Annotated in this window: 18 protein-coding genes and 1 pseudogene; 5 read left to right on the top strand and 14 right to left on the bottom strand. The window is 47.7% G+C overall.

The window, feature by feature from the left end; all coding sequences use genetic code 11:
- Positions 1-14: 14 nt before the first annotated feature.
- Positions 15-1,127 carry a L,D-transpeptidase gene (locus MBEAL2_RS22290; RefSeq protein ID WP_052947917.1) on the top strand — a complete coding sequence of 371 codons (1,113 nt, stop codon included), beginning with the start codon at positions 15-17 and terminating at the stop codon, positions 1,125-1,127.
- A 37-nt stretch (positions 1,128-1,164) separates the two neighbouring features.
- Here the strand turns inward: MBEAL2_RS22290 and MBEAL2_RS22285 are convergent, their stop codons facing one another.
- From MBEAL2_RS22285 to MBEAL2_RS22245, 8 genes and pseudogenes are all read right to left on the bottom strand, one after another.
- The gene (locus tag MBEAL2_RS22285; protein WP_047154461.1) at positions 1,165-1,809 is read right to left on the bottom strand and encodes a response regulator; all 645 of its coding nucleotides are present in this window, start codon (positions 1,807-1,809) and stop codon (positions 1,165-1,167) included.
- 47 nt (positions 1,810-1,856) lie between these two features.
- Complete coding sequence (locus MBEAL2_RS22280; protein WP_047154442.1) at positions 1,857-2,951, bottom strand: HAMP domain-containing sensor histidine kinase; 1,095 nt, start codon at positions 2,949-2,951, stop codon at positions 1,857-1,859.
- 14 nt (positions 2,952-2,965) lie between these two features.
- Positions 2,966-3,634: a cell wall-active antibiotics response protein LiaF gene (gene liaF, locus MBEAL2_RS22275; protein WP_439644901.1), complete on the bottom strand. Its 669-nt coding sequence runs from the start codon at positions 3,632-3,634 to the stop codon at positions 2,966-2,968.
- A 318-nt stretch (positions 3,635-3,952) separates the two neighbouring features.
- Entirely contained in the window at positions 3,953-5,050 is a 1,098-nt protein-coding gene (locus MBEAL2_RS22265; RefSeq protein WP_047154439.1) for an L-dopachrome tautomerase-related protein, read from the bottom strand.
- A gap of 244 nt (positions 5,051-5,294) precedes the next feature.
- Positions 5,295-5,465: a FeoB-associated Cys-rich membrane protein gene (locus tag MBEAL2_RS22260; RefSeq protein WP_047154438.1), complete on the bottom strand. Its 171-nt coding sequence runs from the start codon at positions 5,463-5,465 to the stop codon at positions 5,295-5,297.
- 24 nt (positions 5,466-5,489) lie between these two features.
- Positions 5,490-7,504: pseudogene (gene feoB / locus MBEAL2_RS22255) on the bottom strand (ferrous iron transport protein B).
- The gene (locus MBEAL2_RS22250; RefSeq protein WP_047154437.1) at positions 7,501-7,728 is read right to left on the bottom strand and encodes a FeoA family protein; all 228 of its coding nucleotides are present in this window, start codon (positions 7,726-7,728) and stop codon (positions 7,501-7,503) included. The pseudogene feoB and the gene MBEAL2_RS22250 overlap by 4 nt, the downstream one beginning before the upstream one ends.
- A gap of 182 nt (positions 7,729-7,910) precedes the next feature.
- Positions 7,911-8,795 (bottom strand): NAD(P)-dependent oxidoreductase, encoded by an 885-nt coding sequence (locus tag MBEAL2_RS22245; protein WP_047154436.1) that lies wholly within the window; start codon positions 8,793-8,795, stop codon positions 7,911-7,913.
- Positions 8,796-9,027: 232 nt separating this feature from the next.
- On the opposite strand from MBEAL2_RS22245, the gene MBEAL2_RS22240 reads away from it, so the two are divergent.
- Genes MBEAL2_RS22240 through MBEAL2_RS22225 form a run of 4 tightly spaced genes read left to right on the top strand, consistent with a single transcriptional unit; the run spans position 9,028 to position 12,823 of the window.
- The gene (locus tag MBEAL2_RS22240) at positions 9,028-10,215 is read left to right on the top strand and encodes an HlyD family secretion protein (protein ID WP_052947916.1); all 1,188 of its coding nucleotides are present in this window, start codon (positions 9,028-9,030) and stop codon (positions 10,213-10,215) included.
- On the top strand, positions 10,212-10,988 hold the full coding sequence (locus MBEAL2_RS22235) for an ABC transporter ATP-binding protein (RefSeq protein ID WP_236692979.1): 777 nt from the start codon (positions 10,212-10,214) through the stop codon (positions 10,986-10,988). Before MBEAL2_RS22240 ends, MBEAL2_RS22235 begins: the two co-directional genes overlap by 4 nt.
- A complete protein-coding gene (locus tag MBEAL2_RS22230) occupies positions 10,981-12,135 on the top strand; it encodes an ABC transporter permease (RefSeq protein ID WP_047154434.1) in 1,155 nt (384 codons plus the stop codon). The genes MBEAL2_RS22235 and MBEAL2_RS22230 overlap by 8 nt, the downstream gene beginning before the upstream one ends.
- Before the next feature lie 16 nt (positions 12,136-12,151).
- Positions 12,152-12,823 (top strand): TetR/AcrR family transcriptional regulator, encoded by a 672-nt coding sequence (locus tag MBEAL2_RS22225; protein WP_047154433.1) that lies wholly within the window; start codon positions 12,152-12,154, stop codon positions 12,821-12,823.
- A gap of 35 nt (positions 12,824-12,858) precedes the next feature.
- On the opposite strand, the gene MBEAL2_RS22220 is transcribed toward MBEAL2_RS22225, so the two are convergent.
- From MBEAL2_RS22220 to queF, 6 genes are all read right to left on the bottom strand, one after another.
- The gene (locus MBEAL2_RS22220; RefSeq protein WP_047154459.1) at positions 12,859-13,566 is read right to left on the bottom strand and encodes a pseudouridine synthase; all 708 of its coding nucleotides are present in this window, start codon (positions 13,564-13,566) and stop codon (positions 12,859-12,861) included.
- 30 nt (positions 13,567-13,596) lie between these two features.
- A complete protein-coding gene (locus MBEAL2_RS22215; RefSeq protein WP_047154432.1) occupies positions 13,597-15,000 on the bottom strand; it encodes an RsmF rRNA methyltransferase first C-terminal domain-containing protein in 1,404 nt (467 codons plus the stop codon).
- A gap of 105 nt (positions 15,001-15,105) precedes the next feature.
- Positions 15,106-15,450, bottom strand: coding sequence for a hypothetical protein (locus MBEAL2_RS22210; protein ID WP_047154431.1), 345 nt, complete (start codon positions 15,448-15,450; stop codon positions 15,106-15,108).
- Positions 15,451-15,515: 65 nt separating this feature from the next.
- Complete coding sequence (locus MBEAL2_RS22205; RefSeq protein WP_052947915.1) at positions 15,516-18,134, bottom strand: transglycosylase domain-containing protein; 2,619 nt, start codon at positions 18,132-18,134, stop codon at positions 15,516-15,518.
- A 166-nt stretch (positions 18,135-18,300) separates the two neighbouring features.
- Positions 18,301-18,507, bottom strand: coding sequence for a YqgQ family protein (locus MBEAL2_RS22200; protein WP_439644900.1), 207 nt, complete (start codon positions 18,505-18,507; stop codon positions 18,301-18,303).
- A gap of 10 nt (positions 18,508-18,517) precedes the next feature.
- A complete protein-coding gene (gene queF, locus MBEAL2_RS22195; protein WP_047154430.1) occupies positions 18,518-18,946 on the bottom strand; it encodes a preQ(1) synthase in 429 nt (142 codons plus the stop codon).
- Positions 18,947-18,963: the final 17 nt, after the last annotated feature.

Below are 18,963 nucleotides of genomic sequence, written 5' to 3'. Positions count from 1 at the left end.
AAGGAGCCCTGCTAATGAAAACTTTTGTCCAAATCATTAGTATATTTCTTGTATTTTTTTACTTTCAATTCTTTCCGCAGCAGACTGCCCTGGCTCCTCCGGCAGCGAAACGGCCCTATTATGAAGTGATTGCGGTGCCGAAAAACCAAACAAATGATCAATTAAAACAACAATTAACGACATACATCCAGAAGAAAAAAAGGTCCGGCAGCAAAGCGCCTATTATTGTCGGGGTTCCACAGCTGCCCTCGATGCCGCTTTACACTCCGCTTCCGTTCTACCAGCCGAAGATGCTGCGCTATGTGGCGCGGGATAACGGCAGATTTGTTACCTTCTTCAATGAGAAGTGCCCGTGTGAGCCGGCCGAAGAAATAGCGAAGTTAAAATTTGAAATTGGGCTGCAGCGCATTGCCCTGGAAAAAACGCTTGTAATGCGTACCGCGCTTTACCACTATTTCCTGGAGAAAAAACAACTGCCTGCACGAGCCACCGATTTGCTCGGAGCATTTCCGCATAATTACCTGTCCCGTATCCCTTTTCAGCAGCCCGTTCATAGCGGAAGCAGTCCGGCGCTCGAGAATACCGGCGTTATATACAACCCGGCGCTCTTTAATCCGGCCAGACCGTGGGACAGTTTGAAATCTGTATTAAGAAAAGCGGACTTAGACGAATCGAATGTTGATTTGGAGCCGCTAAAAATTTCGGTTTACCAGTCATCCTTTCGCATGGTTTTATCATCAGGCTCTTATACAGTACGCTCCTATCCGATTGGCCTTGGTGCAGATAACAAGACGCCTGTCGGCACGTACCGGATTGTCCTGAAGGTCAGCAACCCTCTCTCCCAGAGTAAAGTATATGGAACCCGCGGGCTTGTTCTGAGTGACGAAGACTATGCAATCCACGGGACAAACGATGAAACATCCATTGGTAAAGCTATATCCAAAGGCTGCATTCGGCTTCGCAACCGCCAGATGGAGGAGCTATACAGCATGGCCTCACTCGGCACAAAGGTAACCATCTTAAACGGACAGCCAGCAGAGTTCCTTCAGCCTACCCCTCCGGAATTCCAAATTAAACCTCGTTCGAACGAAGAAAACCCCGGCCGCGTGTACCACTGGAAAAATTAATCCAGCAGTCAGGGCGGCGGGGCTTTCTCGTGGTGTATTATTTACAAATCCCATGACGGTGCGCATAAATCGCGGCCTGGGTTCGATCTTCCACTCCGAGCTTGCTCAAAATGTTGCTCACATGCGTCTTTACCGTTTTAATTCCTATGTACAGCTCATCCGCAATTTCCTGGTTGGATCTCCCTTCCCCCACGAGGCGCAAAACTTCAAGCTCCCGGTTCGTGCACTGCTCATGCGGTACGGTTTCCGTACTCTTCTGGCGAAACCGGGACATGATTTTGCCTGCCACCTGCGCCTCAAGCACCGGCTGGCCACGGTACGCCTGCCGGATGGCCTGGGCAATTTCGGGCGCCCTCGTTGTTTTAAGAAGATAACTAAACGCGCCTGCCTCAATGACGGGGTAAACCTTCTCATCATCAATAAAGCTGGTCAGGACAATGACCTTCCCCTCCGGGTGGATCATTCTCATTCGCCGGGTCGTCTCAATACCGTCCATCCCTTCCATCACAAGATCCATCAGGATCACATCCGGTTTCGTTTGCTCTGCGATTTTTAACCCTTCCGCCCCGCTTCCAGCTTCACCGACAATTTCAATTTCATCCTCCGTTGACAGAAAAGCAACAAGGCCCATCCTTACCATCTCATGGTCGTCTATCAGCAGCACTTTTATTGTTTCGCTCATCTTAATATCCCTCGCTTTATATAAATCCTCAGCAAACATGAACAAACTTAGCACACAAGCGGCACCGTTACCTCAACCATCGTCCCGGTACCAGGAGCCGAAGAAATGGCAAGGACGCCGCCAATTTCAGCCACCCGCTCATTCATAAGCTTCATCCCGTAGGAGGAAGATTTCTTCTCCTCCGTTTCCGAAAACCCGATGCCATCATCTGTAATTCGAAGGCGGAAGTAATTCTTAATCATCGCCATTCGGATTTCCACCCTGGTCGCTTTGGCATGGCGCAGCGTATTGGAGAGCGCCTCCTGGAGAATGCGGAAGAGGTGATCTTCTATTCCTTTCGGAAGCGGCGGGATTTCATCAATCGCCCATTCAAATTCCAGCGCATGCTTCGTTTGCAATTCAACAAGAAGATCCTCTACTCCCTCATGGAGCGCTTTTCCTTCAAGGTGCGTCGGCCGCAGGTGCAGAAGCAGCGCCCTCATCTCCGACTGTGCCGCAGCCGCCATCTCCTCCACCAATTCAACCTGCCTGCTCGCTTTTTCCGGGTTCTGAATGAGCGTCCTTTTCAACGCCGCCATCGTCATTGAAATGGCAAACAATTGCTGGCTTACCGCATCATGAAGCTCACGGGCGAGACGCTGGCGCTCTTCTGTAACGGCCGCGTACTTCACCTGCTCCGTTAATTCCGCATTGTGAGCAGACAGCCTTTGCAAAGACGCTACCTGCTGCTGAAACCGGATTGCCATCTCGTTCAGCTGGCTGCCCAGCTGGCCGATTTCATCTTCCCCAAGGTAGGGGACACGCGTAGATAGATTGCCCCGTTCGAGCATCATAGCAGATTGCAGCAAAATCTCAATCCGTTTTTTCATTAAGTTTCCATAAATATATCCGATAGTGGTCCCTATAATAAGCGCTGCCATCCAGAAAAAGAGCAGCATCATCCCGGCAAAAATGACGCCGGGAAACGCCGGGACTTTCCATCCCCAGTGCTGAAGCAGCCACCCCTGAAGGGAAGCCATATCTGCCGTCATGTACCAGAGAAGGAAGAAAACAAATCCTCCTGCTGTCACTGCGCCAACACTGGCCCAGAGAGACTGCCGCATGAATTGCCATTGAATATTGGCAAGCTTCCATTCTGACATTCTTCTGCCCCCTTCTACAGATAAATTACATCGATATCGCCAATAAGCAGGCTCACCACAATACGGACGCGCTTGCCGGATTCGCGATATCCGGAGGTAGATAATGTCATGCTGCGGTTAATCCCGCCCTGTTTGTTTCCGAAAACATCAATATCACCAAAATTCACGCTGGCGGTGAGCGATATATCTAAATCGTACGGAACGTAAATATCAATATCACCGATCCATCCATTAATAATGATGATCGTTTCTCCCTCATTAATATGGGCGCGGGAGAGATCAATTTTCACATCGCCAATACCATGCCAGATATTCATATCGTGCAAATCCCAGCGGCCGCCCGTGAGAAAAAGGTTGCCGATAAGCGAATGCTTGTTTTGCGGCGAGCCCATGGAGTACGTGTGGAATGCCGTCTCCGGTGAATGAAAGACAGGCTCTTCTTCCCGCGCAGGGAGAGGCGGCACCTCTATTTCTTTGTTTTTAGAACGGATCATGCGATAGCCCATATAAATAAAGGCGGCTGAGAGTGTAAAACCTACGACTTTCCCCGTATCGATGTTAAACCAGTAGCCTAAAAACCCGCACACCCCGATAAAAAGAAGAATGCTCCCCCCAATTCGCCTTCCCTTCTTTAAAAGCTTCAAGCCAATATACATAAATAAAAACGGAAAAAAGGCCTGCAGGATTGAAATCTTTAATTCCTAACATATCAAATAAAATACCGATGCCGGCAAATATAATAACAAGGCCAAAAAAACAAGAAAAAACACGCGATCCTCTCACTGTTCCCCACCTCCTCAAATACAGAAAAAAACAAGCCATAGCCGGGACACGCCAAGCTATGGTAGATAAACTATACCATAAAGATAATCAGCGGCTCAATTGCTTATGTCTTGCCCCTATTTTAGCCTGGAAGCAGTGCATGCAAAACTGACCCGGGATTGGTTTTTGCTCCGCCTTAAGGCGGAGAATTAATAAAAAAATTTATCAACTATATTTTATTATGAAAAGGTAGGAGCAGGTAATTCATCAATTTTCATACGAAGTAAACTATAAGGTTTTTGTCGTAGGTCTTTTCCATAATGAAATCTTGCCTGCCGATGTAATTGGTTCACAATGACATATAAGTATTGATCCGGACCAATTGAAAAAGTATCCGGCCATAAAATTCTCGGATCATGTGCGATGGTTTCCATTGTGCCATTCGGCAATATCTTTCGAATACTGTTGTTTTCATAGTCTCCAGCATAAACCGTTCCTTTTGCATCGGTGAACATTCCATCAGACGCACCTTTTTCTCCCCAGTACTTCACATGATAACGTAAATCCATATCTGGTATCGTTCTGTCTCTTAGGGCTTCTGTTGAGATCGAGTACAGATGACGACTGGTTAGTGGACAAAAAAATAAAATTTTCCCATCAGGAGAAATCGCTATACCATCAGAGGCCAATCTAAAGGGAGAAGTGGAGCCATCTTTGTTTCGATTCATCAAAATTTTACCTTCTACTTTTGGTAACATATAGGGATCGGGTGAAGTTGAATTTGCTCCATTTAACCGTCTAAACGCATTTCCATTTTCTAAATCAACGACAATAATAGCTCCTGGTCCTTTGAGAGAAGAATCCGTTATATATGCATAACCTGCTTTGCCAACACGAAAATCAAATCGGACATCATTCAGATAAGTTGTTGGCAGGACAACATCTTCTGTAAAGGTATATACCTTTCTTATTGTATTTGTTTTTAAATGAACAGCGACTAATTTTGCCCCCCCTTTAATAGGTTCAGAAAAATTAGGTGCCGCAGTATCTAATACCCAAAGTGTTCCCCTTCCATCAGCAACTACACTTTGGACACTGATGAAAGACATTGTGATATTCCATGGGTTTACCAAATTGGTTTCTATACTAGGATAAGGTTGTAATTGACCCCCAACAATTTCCGCCACCGTAAATTTAACGTCGTCTCCCCATTTCGGAAAGCAAATGAAAATACGCCCGGTTTCTGAAACACTAACACCTGTAGGCATAGTCCCATAAAATGAATAAACTAGTTCTAACTTGCCGAAATATCTTTCACTAGGTAACATGGATTTCATGATATCCTCCTCAACAAATTCGAACGGATATCACCTATATATGATTAAAATTTTTTCTGGTGCCTATTTCTTAATGAGTTTTTCTATCCAAATGTAGTTTCAATTGAACCAAAGGATAGTTAAAACCGCATAAGTAAGTCCCATAACAAGAATGATAAATAAAAAAAGGATAAATAGTTTTATATTAAGCTATTTATCCTCTCACTCTTACTCTATTCAATTTTCTATCCAAAACTACTTTTTATTATTTTCCCAGTACTGTCATACTGTTTTCTATCGGATCGCAGGCGGCCTGGCAGCTCTTGTTCATCGAGCAGCTGGCACACTTTCCCTGCTTGCTCTTTTTTACAAAACGAAACAGTGCCCATCCGGCGTAGCCGAAAATAAGCGCGCCGATTGCTAAATTAGCTATCATATTTTCCCCTTCTCTCTATCCGGTTTATCCGAGACCAAGCAGCTTTCCTCCCTGATAAATCACAAAAGAAATCAAGTAGGCAATAACAAGCGCATAGCCGATGGAGAACCACGTCCACTTTGCCGAACCTGTTTCTTTCTTTATTACCCCTACCGTAGCCAGGCATGGAACGTACAGCAGGATAAAGGCCATAAAGCTGTATGCCTGCAAAGCCGTATAGTGATGCGACAGAAGCCCCTGCAAGGACGCCGTGTCAGGAACCGCATAAATGATGTTCATCGTAGCAACAACGACTTCCTTGGCGAGAAACCCGGTAAGGAGGGCAGCGCCCGCCTGCCATGTGCCAAAGCCAATCGGTGCAAGAATCGGTGCAAGCGCGCCGCCAATTATCGCAAGGAAGCTCTGGTTCATTTCCACAGCAAGCCCGCCTGGCCCCGCATAACTGAGAAACCAGATAACAACCGAACCTCCAAAAATGAGGGTTCCCGCTTTTCTTACGAATCCTTTTCCTTTCTCCCAGGTGCTTCTTAGAAGCGTACGTCCCTGCGGAAAACGGTAAGGAGGAAGTTCAATTAAAAACATGGAGCCCGATTGCTTCAAAATGGTGCTGGAAAAAACTTTAGCGAGAATGAGCGCCACCGCAATACCGAGCACATACATCGAAAGGACAATAAGCGCTTCATTATGTACGAAGAAGGCTCCCACAAATAAGCTGTATACCGGAAGCCTTGCCGAACATGACATGAGCGGTGTAAGTAAAATCGTGAGCAACCGTTCCTTCGGCTGTTCAACCGTCCGGGCCGCCATAACACCCGGCACATTGCAGCCGAACCCGATAATCATCGGAATAAACGCTTTTCCGTTGAGTCCGATCGCCTGCATTAACCGGTCCATGACCATCGCTACCCTTGCCATATATCCGGAGTCTTCGATAAAGGAAATAAGGAAAAACAAAATAAAAATTTGGGGAACGAAAACGAGTACCCCGCCGACGCCCGCTACGATTCCCTCAAGCACAACGGCTTTAATAAATGCCGAGGCGCCGATGCTACGAGCAAACTTTGCAGCGTATCAGTCACCGGTCCGGTCAAAAACGCATCAATCATATCGGATAGCGGTGTACCGAGCCAGTCGAACGTAAGCTTAAACGTTACATACATAAACAAGAGGAAGACAGGCATGCCAAGAAATTTATTTGTGACAATCTGGTCCACCCGTTCTGTAAATGTATGCTCAATGTTTTTCGTTCGGATTAAAGCCTCGCTCACAATACTTGAAATAAAGCCGCTGCGAACCTGGCGGATATGCTGATGCAGCGACTTCATTTTTGTTTCGAATCGGATTCTCTCTTCCGTTTCAGTGTGAAGGCGCTCCAGCCAGCCGGTGTCCATCTGAGAATAAAGGAGTTCTTTTACGAGGGCGTTGCCCTCGAAGAACTGCAGGGCCAGCCAGCGTTTTGGCAGCTGGATGGTGCCCGGGATTTTAGCGGCCAGTGTTTTTACTGCGCCTTCCAGGACTGAGCCATAGTTAATCATAAGCGGCTCTGCTTTCCTTCCGTCTTCGCCACTATAGCCGAGCATTTTTTCCAGCCTGTCGCACCCCGTGCCGGTGCGGGCAACGATGGGCAGAATCGGAACGTTAAGCAGCGATGTCAGCTTCACCTCATCTACTTTGTATCCTCTTTTTTCTGCCACGTCCATCATGTTAAGCCCGATAACAACCGGTTTTCCATATTCGAGCAGCTGTACGGTTAAGTATAAGTTTCTCTCCAGTTGAGAAGCATCCACAATATTAAGGATGGCCGAAAAATCCTCTGACAGAAGGAATTGCGTGGCAACCCCTTCATCACGGGACAACGGATTGAGAGAATAAATACCAGGCAAATCGATTAAGTGCCCTCGCTTGCTTTTCAAAACCCCAACTTTCTTCTCGACGGTTACGCCGGTCCAGTTTCCTACATATTCGTAAGAACCTGTGAGAATGTTAAACAAAGATGTCTTACCGGTGTTCGGATTACCGGCCAGGGCTACACTAATCATGCTGATTCCACCTGAATCATTCTCGCTTCATTACGGCGGATTCCAATCCACTGCCCGCTTGCTTCTAATGTAAACGGACCGCCAAAGGGAAGAATTCGTTTAATGCTAATAACCGTGCCCTCCATAATCCCTAAATCAAGCAGACGGCGGCGCACCATCTCAGTCACATGTGTTGTATCTGTAATTTTTGCCCTGCTCCCCGGTTTTATATCTGTTAAGAACATTGTCCCCGCCCCTGTCCTTTAATGTATTTTGGTCTATATATCATGAGAGTGATTATCATTCGTTATCTTAATTATATGAGATTGATTATCATACGTAAATAGATAATTTAAAAAAAATGTGTCAGAAGCGAGAAAAAAGGAAGCGGCATCATACGCGCTTCCTTTTCAAAGGATGATTTTTGTTAGTTTTTTGCCCCGGATTGACTTAGCAATTCGGCAAAAACGGCTGCCATATCCATATCCGCCATATTGTGGTTCATGGCCGCAGAATAGCTCTGGTACGCCGCAGAGGTGGCGGGCAGGACACTTCCGATTTCTCTTGCCTGTCCAAGAATAAGCCCTAAATCTTTGTGCATATGCTTTAAGGAGAATGCGGCCGGATACTGTTCCTCAAGCAGGAGATTTCTCTTGAAGCCAAGGAAAGGAGAAGCTACCGCCGCTTGCTGCATCATATCGAGAACGGTCGTCCGCTCGAGGCCGAATTTCTCTGCGAGGACAAGCGATTCTGAAATTCCTTGCATCGTAGTTCCCAGCAGTAGGTTAATGACGAGCTTCGCTTTCGAGCCGCTTCCATTATTTCCAAAGTAATAGCTGGCCTTCCCGACGACTTCAAAAATATCCTGGAGAGATTCAAAAACTTCTTTTTTGCCACCGGCCAGAATCACGAGGTTTCCACTTTCGGCTGCGTTTACACTGCCGGAAACCGGGGCATCCATCATCGTAATTCCCATCTGGGCCGCTGTTTCCGCCAGTTCCCCTGATGTATCGGGAGAAACCGTACTCATGTCGACGAGCACGGTTGGCGCTTCGATATAATCGAGGATTCCTTCGTCACCTGTAATGACTTCTTTGACCGCTGCATCGTTAGAAAGCATCGTAATCACGACATCTTTATGCATGACCGCATCCTGCAGCGACCCTACCGTATGTAATCCCTGTTCCTTCAGCGGAAGGACCTTTTCCGCGGAACGGTTATATACAGTCACTTCAAACCCCGCTTTGTGAAGATTAAGCGCCATGGGCGCTCCCATGTTTCCCATGCCTATGAATGCAATTTTTTTACTCATTTGTGCTACACTCCTCATCCTGTATATCGTTTCGTAAGCACTTATAAGTATAGCGCACTTGTTCCGATTATTATAAGACCTGTCCGAGTATATAATTTTTCAAATCGACGATCCGGCTTATCTTCTTTTTTTCATTATGTGCATTCTGCAAATTTTCTATTTACAACCCGGGCTGTAGGAAGTAAATTAATAATGAGTGATTACTCACTTACATAAAGGGGATGAAATGACGATGAGGAAAAAAGCATCGGTATTGTTATTGTTCGTATCCATACTTCTTACCGCCTGTCAGGGTAAAAGCACTGTACCTGTGTACTCCGGTACGATTGAAGGCAAGGAAATGCTAATTCAAAGCGAGCTTGGCGGGGCGTTGAAAACCGCTGCTGCTGAAGAAGGGCACGAAGTTAAGGCGAACGAAACCGTTGCGCAGCTTAACAACCGTGAGTACATAGCAAAAATAAACGAAGCGAAGGCGGCTGTGGAAAGCGCACAGGCAAAGCTGGAAGAGGCCGGAGCAGGCACTCGTACGCAGAAAATCAAGGAAGCGCAAGCCAGGGTTAATCAATCGGAAGCGACCGTAGCCCAGTCGGAGGCAAAAATCCGTTCTGCCACTGCCCAACTCCCTCTGCTAGAGGCAAACCTTTCCCAGCTACAAGCAAGAGCCCAGGGGGCTGAGAGCACCCTCGCTTACCACCAGAAACGGCTGCAGCAAATGAAAACCCTCCTGGAACAGGGTGCAGCGTCTCCCTCCGAAGCAGATGCGGTTCGGGAGGCTGTGAATCAGGCCCTAACCGTTGTCAATGATTTTAAAAATCAAGCTACTTCCATTCGCGCGCAAATGAACCAGGCAAAAGAAGAAATAGCGGCGGATGAAGCCGCGAGATCCTCCAACATAGCCGCCAGGCAAGCTGCGCAGGCGGACCTAGATTTGCTTAAGGAAGGGGAAACGAATTACACGGTACGTTATCTGCTCGGACAGAAAGATCAGGCAGAAAGCAGGCTTAAACAAGCAGCCATAACGGAAACTAGGACACAGGTCCGCTCTCCGGAAGCGGGAGTCATTCTGCGAAAGCATGTGAACAAAGGAGAAGTTGTCAAACCGGGCGCGACCTTATACACGCTCCTAAGGAAAGGCATCCTTGAAGTTGTTGTGTATATCCCTGAAGCCGAATTGGGCGGGGTAAGCGTGGGGCAGCAGGCTTCCATTACGGTTGATGCGTACCCGAATCGGGCTTTCAAAGGAAAAGTTACCCGCATTGCCAGGGAAGCGGAATTCACGCCAAAAAACGTACAAACACCCGACGAACGAACAAAGATGGTATTTGCCGTTACTGTAAATATTCTGGATGGGCTAGGCATGCTCAAGCCTGGAATGCCGGCTGACATTACGTTTGTCCCTGTAAAGGCAGGTGGAAAATGATGCTCCAGGCACCTTTGGCCATCTCCTGTGAAAACCTCACCAAAAGGTTCGGTTCGCTTCTCGCCGTAGATCGTGTTTCCCTGTCCATCCCAAGGGGAAGCATTACCGGCTTTCTGGGTCCGAACGGCTCCGGAAAATCAACCGTGATTCGGATGCTCAGCGGCATTCTTACCCCGACCTCCGGCTCCGGCCAGGTGCTTGGGTTGGATATCCTGACACAGTCGGAAACGATTAAGCACCACATCGGCTATATGTCCCAAAAATTCAGCCTGTATGAAGAGCTGACAGTAAAGGAAAACCTCGACTTTTATGCCGGTATTTATGGGTTAAAGGGCAAAAAAGCCCGTGAGCGGAAAGAGGAACTTATCGCCATGGCGGGGCTAGCGGGCCGGGAAAAGCAGGCCGCCGGTTCGCTCTCAGGGGGATGGAAACAGCGGCTTGCCCTCTCCTGTGCTCTGCTGCACGAACCGGAAATCCTCATTCTTGATGAGCCGACGGCAGGTGTCGATCCGGTGTCGCGCCGCATCTTCTGGGAAGTGATCCATGGCCTGGCGAAAGAAGGAATTACCGTGCTCGTCAGTACGCATTACATGGATGAAGCGGAAACGTGTGACAAAATCAGCTTTATCTTTTTCGGAAAGCTGCTTACCTCGGGAAGCCCGCAGGAATTAAGAGAGCAATCCGGGGCGGCAACCCTTGATGATGTGTTTATTCAACTGGTGGAATCCCGGGACAATGGCCTGCTGCGCGGAGGTGACCTGAGCCATGGCTAACTCTTCCGTTACACATTTCAGCTTCTCCCGCTTTAAGGCGATTGTGCGAAAGGAAGCCCTCCAGATCCGAAAAGACCGGGCCAGCATGGCGATTGCCCTCTTGATGCCGATTATGATGCTGCTCATTTTCGGCTACGCGGTAAATACCGATGTGGATCATCTTCCTACCGGTGTATGGGATCAGGCCAAAACAAAAGAGAGCCGGCAGCTCATCGCCCAGTTTACGAATACGCTTTACTTCGATTCCCTGTATAATGTAGAAGGATATAATTCTTTGCAGACCTTAATGGATAGGGGGACGATCAAAGTAGCGATCGTTATTCCCCGTGATTACAGCTACCGGCTTGATACGGGAACGCAGGCGTCTATTCAGGTCATTGTGGACGGCTCAGATCCGAATGCCGCCCGCACGGCTGTCTCCAACGCCCAGTTAATTACACAGAATAAAGCGATATCACTGCAGGGAGATAGCCTTGCCGCCCAGGGAATGAGTAAGCTTCCAATTCTCCTTCAAGCAAGCACACGCGTACTATACAATCCGAATATGAAAAGCCTTATTTTTAACATTCCGGCGTTGATCGGGCTTATTATGCAGAATGTGACCGTTATTTTGACCGCTTTCGCCCTTGTGCGCGAGAAAGAGCGCGGAACGATGGAGCAACTTATCGTCACGCCCATCCGCCCTGCCGAACTTATCGTCGGGAAGCTTGTTCCTTATATCGGGATTGGGATTTTTTCCTTTATGATTGTTCTGCTTACCGGGATTTTGTGGTTTGGTGTTCCGGTAAAAGGCAGCTTTGGCTTACTCATTGTTCTGAGCCTTCTTTTTCTCGTAACGACGCTTGCCATTGGCATTCTTATTTCAACGGTGGCCCGGACACAGCTGCAGGCCATGCAGATGGCTTTCGCAACGATTTTACCCAGCGTTCTATTATCCGGATTTATGTTTCCACGGGAAACGATGCCGCTTGTGCTTCAATGGATTGGCGGCGTTGTTCCGCTTACGTATTTCCTTGAAATTCTACGGGGAATTTTCCTTAAAGGCAGCGGACTGAAAGAACTATGGCAGGAAACGCTGTCACTGACCGGCTTCACCATTCTATTCTGCATGCTTGCTATGCTGCGCTTTCGGAAAAAACTCGACTAAGGGATGTGACATACAGATGGAGAACTCAAAGGAGCCTATATTTGACGAGGCGATACGGGAAATGCTTAATTCCCTTAAGGATGAAGACCAGATGACGGAAAAACAGCGCCGTATCCTCGAATCAGCTATCAAACTGTTTGCGGAGAAGGGGTTCCATGGTAGTTCGACGAGTGAAATTGCCAGAGATGCCGGGGTGGCTGAAGGAACCATTTTTCGGCATTTTAAAACAAAGAAGGATTTATTGTACGCCCTCATTGCCCCTATGCTCATTAAGTTCGCTTCCCCTTTAATTTTAAAAGATGTTAAGAGGATTATGGATGCGGATTTGCCTGCGGACAAAATTATTGAGAACCTGTACCGGAACCGCCTGGAGCTTGTCCGGCAGAACTGGCCGCGCATGAGAATTATTATCCAGGAAGCGCAGTTTCACCCGGAAATTATGGACGCGCTCTTAACAAACGTTGCCGAAAAAGCAAGAGGCCTTGCTGATTTATTCGTGCGGCAACGCATTGAGAAAGGCGAGTTTCGCGATTTGCCCGTCGAGCATATTCTTCGCGCCATCTTTTCTGCCTTACTCGGCCACCTCTTCTTCACCCGTGCCTTTCCGGACGAGTTTAATGAACAGAACGAAGAAGAAAACATAAAGAGCATGGTTGATATTCTGCTTTACGGAATAAAAAAACAATAAGAAAAACATCGCGGGCATGGCCTCGCGATGCTTTCTTATCCTCTAAGGAATTCCAGCTCTTCCTCCGTCAATTCACGATATTCACCTAGCTCAAGGTCCTCATCGAGCTGCAGTGCACCCATCGATAACCGTTTTAAAAACGTCACTTTTTTGCCTACCGACTCAAACATCCGCTTTACCTGGTGATACTTTCCTTCATAAATAACGAGCTCAATTTCAGAGATACTTCCCTGGGCGAGCACCGTCAGTTGAGCCGGAAGTGTTTCATATCCGTCGTCAAGTGTCACACCCTTGCCGAATTTTTCTACGTCTTCTTCGGTTACGCGCCCATTTACAATGGCAAAGTATTTTTTTGGAACGTGCTTTTTAGGGGAAAGCAGTTCGTGCGCAAGCTTTCCATCATTCGTTAAAAGCAGCAATCCTTCGGTATCTTTATCGAGGCGCCCCACAGGAAACACTTCAAATGCGTAAAACTCGGGGTCGAGCAAATCAACGACCGTTTCGTCGACTAAATCTTCCGTCGCAGAAACGACCCCCTGCGGCTTGTTCATCATCAAATAAACAAACTCCCTATACTGTACAATCTCCCCATGGATTTCAACCTCCTGCGAGTCAGGGTCCACGTGAATACTGCTGTCTTTCACGGGTTTTCCGTCTACCTTGACCGCCCCGCTTTTGCAAAATTTCTTAATCTCTTTGCGCGTTCCATATCCCATATTGGCAAGTAATTTATCCAGTCTCACTTCTATCCACCCCATTCATCATATCCGCCTTCACGAGCCGGCGCCATCTACCCAGCGCCAGCCGGCAGGATACGCATTTTTCATCATGTTTTCCGTTCCTTTCGCCCATCCGATGGGAAACCCGTCTACACAGACGAGAGTCCAGCCGCGGTCGATTTTGCGAAGAATGGTCTCTCCCTTTAGGTAGCGGATGACATCCTCTTCGTCAGATGCAAAGTTTACAACCCGGGCTGCATCTTCCATTTTAAGTCCCATAGCAAAAGCCTGGGAAGGCTCGAAGCGCTTTTTCTTTATCGTCCCAAGCAGCCACCCCTGACGGGTGATACGAAGCGAATGAAGCCCAGGCACTTGAACGGGGGAAAGGAAAACCCGGTCATCATGGAACGTCAGTTGTCTTTCGGCATTCTCAAGTCCTTTCCATCCGGGGAGCACCTCATCCACAAAGGCATAAAAATCAGTCAGTTCTTTGCTGCTCGTTCCCCGATTAGCCAGTGTCCCGGTCCGCTGCGGTGCCCCGGTCTCCTTTCTCTGCAGAAGAGCGAGATAATGCCCTTCCCCTCTTACGCGGTGAGGCCATAGCCTTACCGTACGCCTAACCGCTTCATTGCGCGCCGGCTCGTCTGTCCACTCCGGTCTCCCGTGCTGCCACCCCTCATATAGAGGAATCTGCACCGCCTCAAAATCAGGGTGTGCATGTAAAAACCCGGCAATCATCTGCTCGTTTTCCTCCGGAGCAAACGTGCAGGTGGAATACAGCAGGAATCCCCCGGGCCTTAGCATGCGTGCAGCGTCCTGCAGGATCGGGCGCTGCATTCCGCAGCACGTCTCAATTGCCTGTTCGCTCCACACCTTCACCATGTCCGGCTCTTTGCGGAACATCCCCTCTCCCGAACAGGGCGCGTCCACCAGAATACGGTCAAAATATTCCGGGAATATGGCCGCCAGCCGGTCAGGTGTTTCATTCGTGACGATTGTGTTTGTAAGTCCGTATAATTCTACATTTTTTACGAGCGCTTTTACCCGGTTTGGATTGTTGTCATTCGTTACAAGAACGCCCGTCCCATTCATAAAAGACGCAAACTGCGTCGTCTTCCCGCCCGGAGCGGCACACAAATCGAGCACCTTTTCTCCGGGGAGCGGAGCCAGAACAGCGGCAGGCGACATCGCGCTCGGTTCCTGTATGTAATAAAGACCCGCATGATAGTAAGGATGCTTCGCAGGACGAAATCCTTCCCCATAATAAAAACCGTTCTCCGTCCACGGGATGGGTGTTAATTCCCAGCGTGATTTTTTCATGAACTCCTGGGCGGCCATTTTCAGTTCATTAACCCGGAGGCCTTGCTGGCGCGCTTCTTCATATGAAGCAATAAACAGTTCGTATTCACTGCCCAGCCGCTCCTTCATTCGTTGCTGAAACGCATGCGGTAAATTCATCTTTCTCTCCTTTTCATCCGGCGCTATTTTTTAAAGTATACCAAAAAAAAGAAGAGAGCAACCGCTCTCTTCCCCAGTTCGATTTATTATTTCAACGCCCTCTACTTATTCGTCAGCGCCGACTTCTTCCTCCTGGAGCTCCTGCTTGTCGTTCTCAAACCAGTTATCAAGCACTCGTGCTTCAAGAACTTTACACTCTACATAAGTGGCCTGCAGCTGGGTAAACAGGTGCTTCCATTCGATTTCCAGCTCTTTAGCCAGGCGGGTAATCGTCAGCAGTTCCTGCCAGGCAACATAACGTTTATACCAGAAAAATTGAGGGTGCTCGTTCATATATGGGTACAAATCATCGAATTCGGTATGCTTACAATCGACAGTGCGCTCAAAATGGTTTTTCGCAGCAACAATTTGTTCTTCAAAAAATCGGGACATATCTCGACTGGTGGTCATTTCAAACCCTCCTTATCTCCTCTTTTACCTATTATAACAAATCTATGCCGACTTGCGAGAGAAACTTACGGGTTAACTGTAGTTCCATTTCCAGACGGAACGGTTGTCCCGCCGTTTGTAGTTCCTGTTCCCTGTGTTGCACCGGGATTTGCAGCCCCGCCATTTCTTCGATTTGTGTTGCCGTTCGTCTGTCCGCCCGTATTATCGGTTCCGCCTGTCGCCGGGTTTTGCCCGTTCGAATCCGCCGGATTCGGGTTATTCGAATCCGGATTACCTGGGTTCGAATTGTTTGGATCCTGTCCGTTCTGTCCATTCGGATTCGGATTATTTGGATCCTGTCCGTTCTGTCCATTCAGGTTCGGATTGTTCGGATCCTGCCCGTTCTGTCCATTCGGGTTCGGATTGTTTGGATCCTGTCCATTCTGTCCATTCGGATTCGGATTCGGATTGTTTGGATTCTGCTGGGTCTGCCCATTCGGAACCGTTGTTGTAGCAATGTTTGACATACTTCCTTCTTGCTGTGTATCCGTATTATAAGGAACAACCACATAGGAATACAACTGGTTCGGATCAAAGCTATCCGTAAAGCTTGTTGCGTTTGAGTCAGTAATAAGCTGTTTATTTTGCGGCGAGCCAAGGAAACGATACAATCGATAACTCACCCGATTATCCCCGTTCCCCGACCAGTTGATCTGCACTTTAGATCCACTTTGGTCTACTGTAGCGGATAAGTCGCTTATCCCTGGAAGAGAAGCAGCGGGAGGCTGGGGCCGCTGTATTCCCCGTGGCACGCTAAAGTCTTTCACTTCTTTATTTCGCAGCGCCTCAGACATAACAGCGGCAAACATTCTGGCAGGGTAAGCGCCCCCCGTTGACTTGATGTTGTGCTGTTTATCTGTTTTGTCAAAGCCCATCCAGACTGCTCCAACATAGTCCGGTGTATAGCCTACAAACCACACATCTTTGTTTGAACCTGGAACCGGATCGTACTGGTGGGTCCCTGTTTTCCCGGCAACCGGACGCCCAAACTGTGCCGCTCTCCCGGTCCCTTCACTTACAACACCCTGGAGCATATCTGTCATATAATACGCTGTCTGCGGGCTGACAACCTGGGCTGGGTTTGGTTTTTCTTCTACAACGACGCTGCCGTCTGCTGTTGTGATGTTCTTAATCGCATGTGCCTGATTCATTTGTCCTTCGTTGGCAAAGGAGGAATACGCCTGCGCCATCTGAATGGGTGTCACCCCATATTCCATACCGCCCAGAGCGATCGCAAGGTGTGAACGGTCGGCATCGGTTAACGGGATGCCGAATTTCTGCAAATAGCTAACGCCTGTTTTAAGACCGACCTGGTTCAGCGTCCAGACTGCGGCGGCATTTCTTGAGTCGATGAGAGCACGCCTCATCGTCGTGCTTCCCAAATAACCTTCACCGCTGAAGTTTTTAGGCGTCCATTTCCCGTATGATGTCCTTTCATCTTTTACGGGTGTATCCGGTGTCCAGCCCTGCTCCAGTGCTGGTGTATAATCGACTAATGGTTTAATGGTTGAACCGGGCTGGCGGCGCCCTTTGGCAAGGTTCAAGTTTCCTTTCACATAGTCCCTGCCGCCCACCATGGCGCTAATCCCGCCTGTTTTTGCTTCCATGATAACCATGGCGGACTCAACTTTTTTGTTATCGGATGCGTTTTTTGGGAAATTACCGTCATTTTGGTATTTTTTGAACATTGCATTTTGGGCATCCTGATCCAGGTACGTATAGATCTTATACCCGCCAAGATATAATTCGTCGCCTTTAATGCCGAGTTCATTTTCCGCTTCCTGGGCAACATAATCAACGTAAGCCTGGTATGCCGCTTTGTTGCTTTTCTTATCTTTACCGCTACGATCAGCAAGTTTGATTTTATCCTTTGTTGCTTGTTCCACCTGTTGCTGAGAAATATAGCCGTTCTTATTCATAAGAGACAGGACAAGGTTTCTTCTTTCCAGCGACTTATCAGGATTATTTATCGGGGAATACGTGTTCGGCGCCTTCGGAAGCGCGGCAAGAACAGCTCCTTCCGAAAGGGAAAGCTGATCGACCGGTTTGCCGAAGTAGTATTTGGAAGCTGCCTGAACACCAAAAACCCCATGCCCTGCGTAGAAGTTGTTTAAATACATCTCCATAATCTGATCTTTGGAAAATTTCCGTTCCAGATTGAGGGCAATCATCACTTCTTTTGTTTTTCTCATAAATGTCTTGTCATTCGACAGGAAGATATTACGGGCTAGCTGCTGGGTAATTGTACTGGCGCCTTCCGCCTTGCTGCGGGTAACGATGTCTTTTACAATGGCACGGCCGATGGAGATGGGATCGACACCGTTGTGTTCGTAGAAACGATTATCCTCTGTTGCGACAAAAGCCTCAACTACCTGCTTCGGTATTTTATCAATCGTCACGTTCTGGCGATCCTCTGAGGAAAGCTTCGCAATTTCATTCCCTTTGATATCATATACAGTGGATGACTGCTTAGCGTGGAGTTTATTTTCATCGATAAGCTGGTTCCCCGCCATATAGAGAGCGGAACACCCACCAATTGTCAGCAAAAAGAAAAGAGCTGACAGCAGAAGGATAAGCTTCCAGGGCCCTCTCTTGCGCCTCCCCTTTTTCTGATTCGCGGTTTTTCTTGACATATTGTTGTCCATTTTACCGTCTAACCCCCTAAAATGTGCAGAAGGATCATTACACAATAATAATACTAATACGAAATTAAAAAAGTTACAGGTACTTTACACCTACCCCGATTATTACCCATTCATTCCAATGGCTTATTAAAATGAAAAAAGAGCCTTCCTGCAGGCTCTTCGTCTATCATATATCAAGGTAGGCATTCCTCGCCTGTTTCAATACGTTCATAGCTGCACTGAATTCTCCCAGTTCTATGAGTTTCTCCTGGTACAATTCACGCAGTTCGTCTTCCCACATCTCATAGTCGCTTAATCTGTCTCCCATGTAAATAACAATACCGAAGCGTCGCAACAGTGCTTGCACATCTGAAACAGTTCTGATTTCGTCCATCAGTCAGCAGCTACCCTTCATACCCTTCCTTACGATATTCTACAACAACTTCGGTTCCAAGTCCACCACGTGCATTCCACAACGCCTCCACCTTCATATATAAGGGATCGGCCACTTTCACAAGGTCTTCCAGAATTTTATTTGTCGCATGCTCCTGGTAAATCCCGACATTGCGGTATGAAGTCAGATAGAACTTGAGCGATTTCATCTCAATTAGTTTCTCATTCGGAATTAATGTAATTTTGATATCGGCAAAATCAGGCAGTCCGGACCATGGACAAACCGATGTAAATTCAGTTGTGGGAATTACTACCTCTGTCTTCTTCCCGGCATATTCATATGGGATGGTATCAAGAATATGTTCCATAATAGCAGACATGTCCTGTGTATCAAACCGAATCTTTGTGTATTTTTCATAATCGTGTTCAGCATGGCTCATTTTTTTCATTCCCCTTT

The organism is Aneurinibacillus tyrosinisolvens, assembly GCF_001015055.1.
GTDB lineage: Bacteria > Bacillota > Bacilli > Aneurinibacillales > Aneurinibacillaceae > Aneurinibacillus_A > Aneurinibacillus_A tyrosinisolvens.
Note: the sequence above shows the minus strand (reverse complement) of the source record. Positions and strands in the feature narration are given on the sequence as shown.